The organism is Niabella terrae (genome assembly GCF_054783135.1).
The window spans coordinates 107,715-122,566 of sequence record NZ_BAAGRD010000012.1; the positions used below are offsets into that span (position 1 = coordinate 107,715).

The following is a 14,852-nucleotide window of genomic DNA, read 5'->3' on the forward strand; positions in this document are numbered from 1 at the left end:
GTTAAGGCGCTGCAAAGCTAAAAGCCTGATTATCTTATCTGTTTACGAAATCGGGAAATATTTGTTTTTTTTACATATATAGTGTGTCCTGAAAATTGCCCTTTTTTATTCTGCTTCGGTCAGGCTCATGGAAAAAGGATAATCCGCCGGTTTATTGCCCCTGTTCTTATTGGGTTTACGATCCAGACCAAACTGGAGCACACCGCCCCGCTGTAATGCAAAATGATCCAGATAATTCCTGGTAGTGTTCCTGCCATTGAAGGTCACTGCCTGGACATAGCGGTTTTCGGCGTTATTCTGCGGAGCTGTGATCAGCAACTTTTTACCGTTTTCAAAATGAATTTCCGCTTTTTTAAATAAGGGCACACCCAACACGTACTGGGTACTAGCCGGGGTAACGGGGTAAAATCCCAGCGCAGAAAAAACATACCAGGCAGAAGTCTGTCCGTTATCCTCATCGCCGCAATAACCATCGGGATCAGGTGTATAGAGCCGGTTCATTACTTCCCGGACCCAGTATTGGGATTTCCAGGGGGCACCGGCGTAATTATACAGGTAAGTCATATGCTGAATCGGCTGGTTGCCATGCGCGTACTGGCCCATATTCATGATCTGCATTTCCCGCATCTCATGAATCACTGATCCGTAGTAGGAATAATCCCCGAAATCCGGAGGCATTATAAATACCGAATCCAGCATCCGGATAAATCCCTGGTCACCACCCATCAATTGCTTCAATCCGTTGATGTCCTGGAACACACTCCAGGAATAATGCCAGCTGTTACCCTCTGTGAATGCCCCACCCCAGGAATAGGGATTGAATGGCGTTGTGAAGCTGCCATCCTGATTTTTAGGCCACATCAACAGGGTTTGCGGGTCAAAAAGCTTTTTATAATTCATGGCCCGCTCTTTATAAATCGCAATTTCAGCCGCAGGTTTACCCAATGCTTTTCCGAGTGCATAAATGGCATAATCGTCATAGGCATATTCCAGAGACCGGGCCACATTTTCACGAATCTTCACATCATTGGGAACATAGCCCAGTTTGTTATAGTATTCCACGCCCCTTCTGCCCGTAGCGTCCGGCCCCTCGTTGTTCGCGCCGTGAACCAGGGCTTTCCACAATGTTTCGATATCATAGCCCCTGGCACCTTTCAGGTAGGCTTCTGCCACTACGGATGCTGAGTTATTCCCTACCATGATACCGCGGTAGCCTGGTGAGGACCATTCGGGCAGCCAGCCGCCCTCCTTGAAATCACTGATCAGGCCCTGCTGCATTTCTTTTACCATTGAAGTATAAACAAAATTCAGAAAGGGATAGAGTGCCCTGAATGTATCCCAGAACCCCGTTCCGGCAAATTTATACCCCGGTTCAGTCTGTCCCGTATATGGGCTGTAATGGACCAATTCACCGGACGCATTTTTTTCATACATTTTCAATGGGAAGAACACCATGCGGTATAAACAGGAATAGAAAGTACGCAACTGCTGCTCACTACCTCCTGAAACCTGGATACGCCCCAACACCTTATTCCATTCCGCCCTGCCCTGCCGGCGAATTGATGCAAAATCGCGGTTACCGATTTCTGTTTTTAAGTTCAGTTCCGCCTGCTCAAAACTGATAAAGGAAGAGGCCACATTGGTATGGACCTGTTCACCCCGACGGAGTCCTTTAAACCCGATAACGGCGCCTGCATGCCGGCTTTCCACTTCCATTTTGTCTGTAAAAAGGCTGTCATCCCAGGTAGTTTTATAATCAAAGGGCCGGTCAAACTGTATTACAAAATAGGATTTGAAATTTTTGGGCACACTGCCGCTATTGCGGGTACTGTATCCAATAATCTTGTTCTCCGAAGGAATAATTTTAACATAGGAACCCCTGTCTATCGCATCGACGATAATAAAGGCACTGTCGGTTTTTGGAAAAGTGAACTGAAAAGCGGCAGCCCGCTCGGTCGGCGCAATCTCAGTGGTGACATCGGCATCCGCCAGGTAAACACTGTAGTAATGGGGTTGGGCTTTCTCTGCTTTATGAGAAAACCAGCTGGCCCTGTCCTCTTCCCGGAAACACAGCTTATTGACCACCGGCATGATGGCAAAATAACCATAATCGTTCATCCAGGGAGAAGGCTGATGGGTTTGCTTGAATCCCAGAATTTTATCGTCCTGGTATTTATAGGCCCAGCCATCACCCATTTTTCCCGTCTGTGGTGTCCAGAGATTCATGCCCCATGGCATTCCGATGGCCGGATAGGTATTGCCTGTGGAAAGCGAAAACTTTGACAGGGTTCCCATTAAAGGATTTACATAATCAACCAGATCTCCGGTTGGGGCTTGCGCACGGCTTCCTGTTGACAGGATCATCAATACTGATAAAGCAAAAAGTCTTAACATAATTAATATTTATAATGTCGGGTTCTTTATATAGTCCTGCCATAAGGCTGCTGGTGATTTTCCGGTCTGGCTAACCCAGATTTCGGCAGTATAGCTGTGGTCCCGCAATGCGGCATCCAGGGTCGTAACAAACCCTTTTTTGACTTTCTTTTCGATCCATAGCAGAAATCTCGCGGTCACCCGATAACCATTGTCATAATTTTCACCTTCACGGGGAAGATGAAGGTTCCATTTTGCTGAGGCGTTATTTACACCATATACTTCTCTGACGTAATCAGCGACGCCTTCCGTACACCACCAGGGACCTACACTTTTACCATAATGCTGTACAATATGCATGACTTCGTGGGTTACCACATCGATATCCTCCGGATTTTTCTTAAACCAGTCAGGATCATACCGGACGATATCTCCCGAGGTAGCCGCCACGCCTTCATAAGCCGGATCAATTTTAAACCGCACTTCCTTTGTGGTCTGCGTATTAAAATCTGCGGCCAGTAAGGGATACACTTTAAAGAATGTTTCCACCAGTCGCCTTTTGGTATCGGGGTTCAAATCTTTTGACAGATCTTCAAAATGCAGCTGGTAGGGTCCTTTCTGGTAGAAAGTGGCATCAGGATCATAAACCCAGCCTTTTACATGTTTATTACAGGCAAAAGCCGTAAGCATCAAAAACAAAATCAAAAAATGACGCATATAAAAAATTTAGAGATTCAATAATGCCGGTTGCTGACGATATGTCTTCCATAACAGTTCTCCGAAAAGCGTATTGGCCCAGGCAAACCAGGAACGGGTAAATTTCTTGGGGTCATCCTTGTGAAAGGATTCATGCATAAATCCTGTATCACCATGTGAATGCTGCAGGGTCTGGATACATTGCCGGATTTCCGCCGGATCAGAACTGGTCAGGGCCTTCATTATTATACTCATCGGCCATACCATATCCAACCCTATATGTGGACCGCCGATTCCTTCCGCTGCCCTGCCTTTAAAGAAAAATGGATTCTGCGCGGACCATACATAGTTGCGGGTATTGCGGTAGATGGGGTCGGAAGCAGCAACCGTACCCAGATAGGGCATGGCCAGCAAACTGGGAACATTGGCATCGTCCATCAGATTGTAGCTACCAAAGCCATTAATTTCATAGGCATAGATTTTACCAAACTCCGGATGTGTTACAATGGCATGCTGCTTCAATGCCGTTTCTACTTCATCTGCCAGTTCTTTGAGCTGCAGCGAAAGCGCCGCATCTTTTGCAATCGAAGCAACCATCTCGGCCGCCTGGCGCAGACTCAGTACCGCAAAAAAATTAGAAGGTATCAGATACGCAAAGATGGTAGCGTCGTCACTGGGCCGGAACATGGAGCAAATCAATCCATTGGGCTTTACGGGATACCCATAGCCGGCCATTGGCACACCATCGGTCGCCCAGGCCGTTTTCCGTTGAAAACTATAAGGCCCTTTATCATGTTTTCGCTGCTGCTCCTTAAAAGTTTTTAATGTCAACACAATAGCCTGCTTCCATTCTGCATCAAAAGGACGGCTATCACCGGTTTCTTTCCAGAAATGGTAGCCCAGCCGGATGGGATAACAAAGTGAATCGATTTCCCATTTGCGTTCATGTACGCCTGGCTTCATGTCCGTCTGGTCCGTCTCCTTCCACTCACTTACTTTACTGTCATCATTATAAAAAGCATTGGCATAGGGATCTTTTAATATAAAATGCGTTTGCTTGCGAATTACGCCGCTGATCAGCTTATGCAGCTCCGCATCTTCTTTTGTAAAAGGCAGGTAAGGAAATACCTGTGCGGAACTGTCCCGCAGCCACATAGCATCGATGTCTCCGGTAATGACATAAGTGTCGGGCTTACCGTCGCGCTCAGAAAAATACACCGTAGTATCCAGGGTATTGGGAAAACAGTTATTGAACAACCAGGCGAGTTCGGGATTTTTGACACCAGAACCAAAAGTCCTGATAACTTTTTCTATAACGTCTGACTTAAAATGCCTTTTGGATGGCGCCCACCTGACTTCCGGAAAATTATTCCCTGGTTTGCCAAAAGCGAAATCAGAAAAAAGCAATCCGGCACCGAGTGCTCCTGTCTGCCCTAAAAATGTCTTGCGGTTCATATCGTTCGATTTTTGAATTTCATTATCCCCAGAGCAAAGCTGCCCCGAATACGCCGGCACTGTCACCCAGCACTGGCTTGCAAATAGGGGTTGTCAGCTTTCCGTTGTTAAAAATATACTTTTTAATGCGTTCATAACCTTCACAATATAATAAATCAATATTGCCCACCCCGCCGCCGATGATAATCAGATCGGGATCGATTATGTTGATGATCTGTGCGAGCGCTTTGCCATAATTTTCCAGCAACCGTTCCACAGTTTGGGTCGCATGACTGTCTTCAGCCGAAAGATGCCGATTCACGATCTCCTGAAGCGGTATACTGATGCCGGTTAATTGCTCATAATTTTGCTCCAGAGCGGGACCTGAAATCACGGTTTCTACGCAACCTGTTCTGCCGCAATAACAAAGAACCCCATTTTCCACCAGCTGGTTATGGCCCCACTCTCCTCCAATACCGTGATGTCCGTTAATTACTTTTCGATGCACTACCAGACCACCGCCCACACCGGTTCCCATGATCACTCCAAAGACCAGCGCTGCATCCGGATAGTCGGCCCCGGCGCCCATCTGTGATTCAGCCAGTGCGAAACAGTTTGCGTCATTGGCGATACGCACGGGTATCCCGAGTAAACGTTCCAGATCCGCCTGCATGGGCCTGCCATTCATACAGGTAGTGTTGCAATTTTTCATCGTTTGGGTTTCCGGCTCCAGTGTACCGGGAGTGGCAAATCCAATACGAGAGGGTGCTTCACCCAGTTTCGCGGTAACGAGGGCGATCAGTTCCTGAATCCTTCCAAGTAAATGATCATATCCTTTCGACGCCTCTGTGGCGATTCTGATACGTTCGATGACTTCAGGTTTTTCCGCATCCAGAACCACACATTCCATTTTGGTGCCCCCTAAGTCGATGCCCCATCTTTTCATAGCTTTTAATTTTTTTTTCTGATTGGTTTAGTTGTTTAAAGGTTCGGTTATAATAAGCAATTCGCGCCCCTGCTTAAGCTGCTCATGTTCGATACGGAAACCGCTGAGCTTTTTACCACCGTAACGTATTTCAGCAATGCGGGGACCTGTTCCGGTTTTCCGGATGGTAAACTTCTTACCATTGAGGTCAAAATCAACCTGGTCAAATAGCGGAACGGTGATCAGATAGCTGGGATCCGCTGGAGAAAACGTATAAAGCCCTATTGCATTAAACACATACCAGGAAGACATTTCGCCGGCATCATCCATTCCGGCATAAGCCAGTTTCTCCCGGCCCATCCGGTAATAATGGTTCATAATTGAATCCAGAATCAACTGTGCTTTGGGCTGGCGGTCGATAAAATAATAAAAATAAGGAGCACTGTGATCCGGTTGATTGCCATGACAATACTGCCCTATAAAACCAGTCAGATTATGGGCTTCATATCCTTTCCATGGTATACTAAACAGTGAATCCAGTTTCCGCTCAAAGCTGGCAGGATTCGGATAGAGTGCAATCAATCCTTCGGGATCATGCGGTGCGAAAAAACTGGACTGCCAGCCATTCGCCTCCCGGTACATATACTCAAAATAGGGTTGTTGCGGATCAAAAGGACTGATCCAGGATCCATCCGCCAGTCGTCCCCGCATCAGCCCGGTAGAGGTATCGAATAAATGCTTATAACTATCCGTCCGTTGCATCAGTTTCCGGTAATTGGATTCATCCTTCATTTCCCTGGCCAGTAGTGCCGTGGCATAATCATCATAAGCATATTCCTGGGTCTTGGTCACCGCCGCATTGGCGACCGTTTCCAGGCGGGGATCTTTCACATCCTGCTCCGCAATCCAGCCCCGCTTCATATAGTCTTCCAGATGGGGTCTTCCCCCCTTGCCAGGCAGAAAGGCATTTCTAAGCAGAAGCCGGTAGGCTTCCTTCAGATCGAAATCTCGAATCCCCCGCAAATAAGTGCCTGCAATAAAGACTGAAGCGTGATCGCCATGAAAAAAAGTAGGCATGTATCCTTTGATACGGCCTTTATCGGTGATAGAGCTGATTACATCTGAAGCCACATCCGGGGTTAACATACCCAGCAGTATCAGTTTATTGCGATAATCGTCCCAAAAGGAAGGATTACTGTAGTATCGGAAACCCCTGTTTACAATCTTTCCGCTTTCGTCAAGATAAGTGTCATCTGCATCACTTAGCAGTATGGGCCAAAGAAAACTGCGGTATAAAGTGGAATAAAATGTTTCTTTTTGAAAATCAGTTCCGCCGGATACTTTAATTTTTGATAGCAGGGTCTCCCAGCTTTGAGAAGCGGCTGACCGCAGTTCCTGAAAACTTTTGTGCCGCATTTCTGCTTCAAGATTTTTACGCGCCTGTTCGACTGAAACATAGGAAAAGCCAAATTGGATCTCAAGTGGAGCGGACGGATTTATGCCCTGATCAAAATTTATACTGCGTAACTCATGATCGCCTTCACCCAATGCAGTGATACTTTTAATTCGGTGACTGGTAGCCGCATAAAAATAGAAATTTTTTCCCGTACGCTGATAACCCGAGAATAAGCGGTCATTCACCCGTTCTATCTTCCAATCCCGGACGTTTTCATTGGAGCGGCTTAAAACAGCCAATAGCTTCTTTTCACCTCCCCTGGTATATGTATACTTGTGCATGGCACAGCGCAGGGTAGTCGTCAGTTCCGCGTTGATGCCGTATTTCTCGAGATAGACCTGATAATAGCCCGGACTGGCAGATTCCTTCTCATGACTGTAAGTAGAGTAATAGGTCAGCGGATTTACTTTACCGGTGACGGCCATAAAAGGGGCATAACCTAAATTCCAATGTCCCTTACTGGTATGCGCAAAAGCATAAATTACTGTGTCCTCATACTGATAACCCGATCCACTACGCCACATCGTAACAGGCGTCGCCTGGACCATGGCATTAGGCAGCGACGCGCCGGGAAAGGTTTCTCCTCCCCAGGCCCTTCGGGTAGGCCGATACCCCAGATCAATACTGTCCCACAGTGTGGTCGTCCCGATAAAAGGGTTAACATAGTCCGTCAACTTCCTTTGTACCGGCTGCGCAGCGACCCAAACAAAGCTACTGAACAGGAGGGCCAGCAAAAAATAGTATTTCTTCAAAACCTGAACTTATTATTTATAACAAATGGCAATAATGATTTCAATATGGAATTTTGCCTATATTCGCTAAACAAAGCAAAATCGTTTTTGCGATAAAAGTAGGAAAATATTTATAAATGCAGTTGTTTGCCATGAATTTAATTTTTCCTGATTAGTTTTTATAAGGAGGCCGCAACAAGCTATCTTTATGAATCGGGCTTTCGGATGAAATAGCCCGATGCCGCTAATAATTAATTGATACGTAATGAAACCAGAAGCCATAAGGAAATTATTAACAGCGATCACAGAAAGCGCCGATCAGTCCGCATTTGACTGCTTGGTCCGTAATTATATACCCGGACTGGTTTCTTATGTCACCGTAATCGTTAATGACCATCAACTGGCAGAAGAGATTGCAGAAGATGTATTCGTAAAACTCTGGCAAAACCGAAGCACGCTGCTTTCCATCAGTAATTTCTCGCAATACCTGTATACGGCTGCCCGCTATACGGCCTTCAGCCGGTTGCGGGTCAAAAGACCGCTGGTCCTGGAAGATGCACCTGAAGACCACCCCTTACATGCGAGCGATCCGGAAACTGCCTGTATCAGTAAGGAAAATCTCTCAGAAATAGAAGCCGCCATTAACGGTTTACCCCCCAAATGCCGGCTGGTGTTTCGGTTGGTGAAGGAAGAAGGTCTGAAATACGAAGAAACTGCCCGCCTGCTGGACCTGTCGGTTAAAACCGTTGAAGCGCAGATGTATATTGCCATCAAAAGATTATCTACCACCCTGAAGTCCCAATTATTAAGGCAACGACCCCCTGCTCGATTAAAAGCCTGATTTTTTTTTATGCCTTTTAAGGGTTTTGGGTTGTGAGATGCGACTTATCCTTACAGCGCATGCCACAAATGGAAGAAAACAGACTTTTAGAACTACTTACCAGGAAAGCAACCGGTACGATTACACTGGCGGAAATCCGGGAATTACAACTTCACCTCAAGCAGCATCCGGAGGATCTGGAGCTTTCACAGGCGCTGGAAGCGGTATGGCAAACCCATTTCGACCAGCAGCACAGTTATTCCGAAGATCAGCAGGAAACCTTTATACGCCATCTACATCAAAAAATTGGGATACAGGAAGACGAAATTCCCGCTCTCCCCCTGCGTACTACGCCGTTGCGCTGGAGAAAGAGATTGTTGCGGGCCGCAGCCATATTGTTTATTTGTATGGGCATAGGTGCTGTTTTTTACCTGACGCAGCACCGGGATCCTGCCAAAACCGCGCCCTATGTGCATATGACCCGTAAGGGTTCCAAGTCGGTGATTGAATTGCCGGACGGCACTTCAGTGTGGCTGAACGCGGACAGCCGTCTCACTTATGCAAAAACTTATGGCGACAAAACACGTACCGTCACCCTTTCAGGCGAAGCGTATTTTGAAGTTGTTCATGACGCAGATATTCCCTTTATTGTCCAAACCAAAGCGATGGATGTCCGGGTACTGGGCACTACTTTCAATATCCGCGCATACGATGAAGATATTACCACACAGGCCACGCTGATAAAGGGCAAGGTTGAAGTGTACCTGCGTAATAAAGAAAAAGAAAAAATCGTGTTGAAACCTCACGAAAAACTACTGGTCAAAAATATTACCGATGCCTCAACACGAAGGTCCGATGGGACACCGAACGCCGTCAGGGACAACACGCCGGAAATGTCAGTTGTGACGATTGGTCAGAGCGCCACTGCTGACTCTCTGGCCAATGAAATCCAGTGGACACAAAACCGGCTGGTTTTTGATCAGACCGGATTCAGGGAGATCATTCCTGAACTGGAACGCTGGTATGGCGTTAATATTACCGTTTCCGACAGCAGTCTGTACAACCGGAAGCTGAGTGGCATTTTCGAAAACGAAAGCCTCACCGAAGTCCTCCAGTCCTTTCAACTGGCTGTTGGATTCAGGTATAAACTGTCCGACAATACTTTGACACTCTATTAATAATTTTTAAATCAAAAGCTTGTATATGAAATCCTCTTAAAAACGGTAATAAAAAAAATGGCGAAAAATGGTTGCAACATTTTCCGCCAAAGAAAGACAGAACAATTGCAGAATCTGCATTATTCCATCACGATTAAAACTTAACGAAAGTATGAAAAAAAGAGATTGTCTTGCTCTGCACAGGGACAGGCATTGGATTATTAAATTTATGCTGCTAATGAAATTATCATTTATCCTCGTGTTGTTAAGTGCCTTTCAGGCCATTGCCTTTACCGGCAATTCTCAGGAGCGCATCAGCCTGAACGTAAAAAACCAGCCTTTATCTGCTGTTATCAAAAAAATTGAAGCTGATTACAACTACCGGTTTGTCTATAGTGACAGTGTGGCGCTGGCACATCAGAAAGTCAACCTCCAGGTACGGGAGGCTACGATTGAACAGGTCATGCAACAGTTGCTGGTAAATACCCGTTTCGACTTCCGGAAAATGAATCGCAACCTGCTGGTCATTGTACCCGCCTCCGGAAAGAAACAGGAATTAACCGTCAGAGGTACCGTTACCGACACCCTGGGTAATCCGTTGTCGGGCGTCAGTATCCTGGAAAAAGGAACCAGTAACGGCACCGTTACCGATGCTGCAGGGAATTTTAGTCTGAAACTCAACAGCAATACGGCGGTACTGGTCGTTTCCAGTGTGGGTTTTGAAAGTCGGGAAATTCTGGTTACCGGTGAAGAGCTGGGCAGTATTGTCCTGGTAGCTGCAGAACAAAAGCTGGATGAAATCATCGTCATCGGCTACGGCACCACGACAAGAAAACAGCTCATTGGTGCGGTGGATCAGATTTCTTCGAAAAATATTCAGGACCGGCCGGTAGGCAATCTTACCCAGGCATTGCAGGGGGCCGCCCCCAGCTTGCTGATTCAGCAAAAAAGCATGGATCCCAATAACAATGCCCTGAACATCAATATCCGCGGCGTCAACACGCTTACCAGTGCGGATCCGCTGGTCGTAATCGACGGGATGATCTCTGACGTCAGTAACATGAACAAGCTGAATCCCAATGATGTTGACAAAATTTCAGTCTTAAAAGATGCTGGTTCAGCCGCTATTTACGGATCCCGGTCAGCCAGTGGTGTGATTGTGATCACTACCAAAAACGGTCGGAAAAACTCCAAGCCAAAAGTACGGCTGGGCGCCTCTTATGGCAGCCAACAGGCCGATATACTGTATCGTCCGGTGGAAGGCTGGCAAAACGCCACCCTGTTAAATGTGGCACTGGCCAATGGCGGCCAGGCGCCGGCTTATACGCCGGAACAGATCCAGGACCTGAAAGCACATGGTGACGCTGAATGGATGATGGATTATATATTCAAAGATGCACCACAGCAGGCTTACGATGTGAATATATCCGGAGGATCCGCCAACAGCACATATATGATTTCCGGGGGCTATTACAATCAGGGTAGCAACTTTATTGGTCCGAACTACGGCATCAAAAGGTACAACCTGCGTACCAAACTGACCACGGAATACAAACGGTTCAAGGCAGATGTATTCCTGGGTTTTGTCCGTACGGATATCAAAGGAGATGAATCGAATCAGGGCTTTAAAATCGCTGATGCCAGCCGGACGCCGAAGTATTATTATAATGTACCGAAAACCGATGACGGGCGTTACCTGATCAGTTCGGTAGGTACCAATGTGGCGGCCCAGTTGGACCTGGCCGGTTATAACCGCCATAATAACGACTGGATGAATATAGGAACCAACCTGGAATTTAAGATCACCAATGACCTGAAAGCAAGAGCGGTATTTGGTGCCGATATCACTTCCAACTGGCGCTTTATCCGGCGGCTGGAATATCCGACCTATAATAGTCCGGAAAGCACCACCCCGGTAATGAACGGCACCAATCGGGAAACTGAAAACTATGCGTTCAAGGGGGTATTTATCAATTCTCAGGTTTTGCTGGATTATAATAAAAAGATCAATAAACATAACATCAGCGCCATGGCGGGTGTTTCTCAGGAAGTACTCAATAACCGGGGCATCGATGTCAAAACCAGCAATACCGACCCCGACCTGGGGATTCCGGTCAATAATGGCGAAGACGATAAGACCATTTTCGACAATAGCCGGACCGAAGTAAACAATTCCCTCAAAAGGGTAATCCAGTCCGGGTTTGGTCGGGTAAATTACAACTATGATGACCGCTATTCAGTCGAATTCACCCTTCGTGCCGATGGTTCGAGCCGATTTCCCAAAGAAAACCGCTGGGGCAGTTTCCCTTCCGTTTCCCTGGGATGGTCCCTTTCTGAGGAAGATTTCCTGAGCAACTATCGCAATAATATCGGAAATATCAAACTACGCGGTTCCTGGGGTATCCTGGGCAATCAGGAAATAGCAGATTTTCAGTACTTCACGACTTATACGATATATGCCAATGCCGCGGGCTTTGGCAACAGCCCGGTATCCGGTACCGGTTTCCAGGAAGCCAGCCCGGATTTAAAATGGGAAAAAGTAAACTCCACCAATATCGGTCTGGACCTGGATTTTCTGAAACGGGCGCTCAATGTCAGCTTTGACGTTTTCCTGAATAAGACGACTGATATCCTGCTGACACCCATTACGCCAAGTGTATATGGAACAATACTGGGTGATGTGAATATTGGCTCGATGCAGAACCGGGGCTGGGAACTGAACCTGGGTTATAACCTGAGCACCGGCGACTTTATCCATAATATAGCGCTCAACCTGGGAAATACCCAGAACAAGGCGCTTGACCTGGGCAACCCGGAAATCCGGACCGTCGATAATATTGGTTTTATTCGTCGCAATGGCCTGCCCCTGGGTGCTTATTACGGCCTGAAAACCGATGGCCTGTTCCAAAGCAACGATGAAGTAGCCGCTTCGGCCGTACCCATTGGGACTTCCCCCCAACCGGGTGATGTAAAATATGTGGATCGGAACAATGACGGTGTCATAGACAATGACGATCGCTTTTATCTGGGCGACGGATTCCCTCATTACAATTATGGATTTTCCTATAATCTGCGCTACAAGAGCTTTGATTTTGCGCTCCTGATCCAGGGTGTGGGCAAACGGCTCCAGTCGCTTCGCGGTGATATCTATACCCCCTTTCACAATGGGGGTTGGTACCCGGTGATTTTCAAACACCAGCTGGACACCTGGACCGTCACCAATACCGATGCCCGTTTTCCACGGCTGAATACCAACAGTGGATCCTCCTATTCTAATAACTGGGGACAGGCTTCTGATCTGTACCTGCTGGATGCCAGTTATATACGGATCAAGAACATTCAGTTGGGCTATTCATTACCACAAGAATGGGTCAGTAGAATAGGATTTGAAAGGGTAAGGATTTATGCCAATGCCCAGAATCCGGTAACCATTTCCCGGAACTCCTTTATAGATCCTGAATCAACAGAATTTGATAATATGCTCAAGGCCGGCGGCGGTAACAGTGGTAGAAATTACCCAACGCTTAAATTTTATGGAGCCGGTATTAATATAGAGTTTTAAAAAGCATGAACATGAAAAGAGCATTATATATTATTTCCATAACGATCGCCGCCTTGCAATTTCAGGCTTGTCAGAAGCTGGACGTAGCGCCGATCAATAAATTCACAGAAGCCAATTACTGGACCAGTACCGATAAGGCCAAACTGGTGTTGAATATGGCTTACAATCAGATGTACAGCGCTTCCCTGATGTGGCGGGATGAATTTCTCAGTGACAATATGGTCCATACGTACGGGACCAGCGATCCCTACACCATTCGCCGGGGAGAGGCCACACCCGCATTGAATCTCTTCAAAAACGAATGGGGAGATGCTTACGGTGGCATCAAAACCTGTCTGGTCTTTCTTGAAAATGTGGACAGGGTACCGGCAATGGACGAAAACGAAAAAAAACGTATGGTGGATGAAATTCGTTTTATCCGGGCCTACATTTATTTCCGGCTGGTCAACTATTATGGCGACGTACCCTACTTTGATACACAGATCAGTCTGGATGACGCCTATAATGTCAGTCGCAGTCCGAAGTCAGCGATTTTGTCTTTCGTTCATACAGAACTGGACGAGATCATGCAAAATGGCAACCTGCCAAAAGCGGATCAGTTGAGCCAGGTCGAAAAAGGACGTATAACGATTGGCGCTGCCTGTGCTTTCCAGGCCAGAGCCTATCTTTATGAAAGCAACTTTGCGAAAGTCAAAGAATATACGGGCCGGCTGATCAATGAGCCTTCCACCTATGGCAGCTACCAGTTGTACCGTTACAGCAATCCCCAGGAAAGTTACCTGCGACTGTTTACTCCGGAAAATGAATACAACAGTGAAGTCATACTGGACATCACTTATGTACCGGAATTTAAAACATGGGATAATATGAAGCAGCTGGCGCCTATCTCCAAATTCGCGGAAATCTCTGCTGACAATCCCACACAGGAACTGGTAGACAGTTATCTGACATTAAATGGCCTACCCGTAAAAGGGGCGGATAAAGATCCGACTTATAATGAAAGCACGCCCTATAATAACCGTGATCCCCGGCTCACTGCTTCGATTGTCTATGACAATTACAAGTGGCTGAACAAAAACGGAACCACGGATATTATTAGAACGGCGGTAGGTACAAATACCGAGGATGCATACAAAGGTCCGGTGGAGCGGCAGACCAAAACGGGCTATTATGTCCGCAAGTACTATGACTGGACCATGACCAGTGATAATCGTTCCGGTCTCAATATCATCATGTTCCGTTATGCGGATATTCTACTGATGTATGCCGAAGCCTGCAACGAACTGGCCAAGATATCCGCTGCAGAATGGGACCAGACGATCGGTACCATCCGGGACCGGGCCGGGTTTGAAGCGGCCGCTGCGCTGGCCTATCCGGCAGCAAAATCACAGGCCGAACTACGCTCGATCATCAGAAATGAACGGCGCGTAGAACTCGCTTTTGAAGGGCTGAGATGGTATGATATCAAACGCTGGCAATTGGGACCCGAACTGCTTAGTGGAGTCGTCCATGGATTTAAATTCGGCGGTAGTGATCCCAATGTCGATAATGGCTATCTGCGGGTAGAGCAGTACCAGTTCAACAGTAACCGGGACTATCTCTGGTCGGTACCACTGGATCAGATGGACCTCAATCCTCAACTCAAACCCAATAACCCAGGATATTAATTAATGAAATTTCAACTTGATTCATATACAA

9 protein-coding genes are annotated in these 14,852 nt (G+C 46.9%); 4 read left to right on the forward strand and 5 right to left on the reverse strand.

Annotation, left to right across the window (positions count from 1 at the left end):
- Positions 1-105: 105 nt before the first annotated feature.
- The 5 genes from ACYVI9_RS13545 to ACYVI9_RS13565 are packed head-to-tail and all read right to left on the reverse strand — an operon-like array spanning position 106 to position 7,636.
- Complete coding sequence (locus ACYVI9_RS13545) at positions 106-2,394, reverse strand: GH92 family glycosyl hydrolase (protein ID WP_460765259.1); 2,289 nt, start codon at positions 2,392-2,394, stop codon at positions 106-108.
- Between the two features lie 9 nt (positions 2,395-2,403).
- Positions 2,404-3,090: a basic secretory protein-like protein gene (locus ACYVI9_RS13550; protein ID WP_460765261.1), complete on the reverse strand. Its 687-nt coding sequence runs from the start codon at positions 3,088-3,090 to the stop codon at positions 2,404-2,406.
- 9 nt (positions 3,091-3,099) lie between these two features.
- Positions 3,100-4,524, reverse strand: coding sequence for a glycoside hydrolase family 125 protein (locus ACYVI9_RS13555; RefSeq protein ID WP_460765263.1), 1,425 nt, complete (start codon positions 4,522-4,524; stop codon positions 3,100-3,102).
- 22 nt (positions 4,525-4,546) lie between these two features.
- Positions 4,547-5,449, reverse strand: a complete 903-nt coding sequence (locus ACYVI9_RS13560) for an ROK family protein (protein WP_460765265.1) — start codon at positions 5,447-5,449, stop codon at positions 4,547-4,549.
- Positions 5,450-5,476: 27 nt separating this feature from the next.
- The gene (locus ACYVI9_RS13565) at positions 5,477-7,636 is read right to left on the reverse strand and encodes a GH92 family glycosyl hydrolase (protein WP_460765267.1); all 2,160 of its coding nucleotides are present in this window, start codon (positions 7,634-7,636) and stop codon (positions 5,477-5,479) included.
- Positions 7,637-7,880: 244 nt separating this feature from the next.
- Here ACYVI9_RS13565 and ACYVI9_RS13570 point away from each other — a divergent pair, with 244 nt between their 5' ends.
- The 4 genes from ACYVI9_RS13570 (at position 7,881) to ACYVI9_RS13585 (ending at position 14,821) form a co-directional block, all read left to right on the forward strand.
- The gene (locus tag ACYVI9_RS13570) at positions 7,881-8,456 is read left to right on the forward strand and encodes an RNA polymerase sigma factor (protein ID WP_460765269.1); all 576 of its coding nucleotides are present in this window, start codon (positions 7,881-7,883) and stop codon (positions 8,454-8,456) included.
- Between the two features lie 68 nt (positions 8,457-8,524).
- Positions 8,525-9,613, forward strand: coding sequence for a FecR family protein (locus ACYVI9_RS13575; protein ID WP_460765271.1), 1,089 nt, complete (start codon positions 8,525-8,527; stop codon positions 9,611-9,613).
- Positions 9,614-9,830: 217 nt separating this feature from the next.
- Complete coding sequence (locus tag ACYVI9_RS13580; protein ID WP_460765273.1) at positions 9,831-13,154, forward strand: SusC/RagA family TonB-linked outer membrane protein; 3,324 nt, start codon at positions 9,831-9,833, stop codon at positions 13,152-13,154.
- 11 nt (positions 13,155-13,165) lie between these two features.
- On the forward strand, positions 13,166-14,821 hold the full coding sequence (locus tag ACYVI9_RS13585; protein WP_460765275.1) for a RagB/SusD family nutrient uptake outer membrane protein: 1,656 nt from the start codon (positions 13,166-13,168) through the stop codon (positions 14,819-14,821).
- Positions 14,822-14,852: the final 31 nt, after the last annotated feature.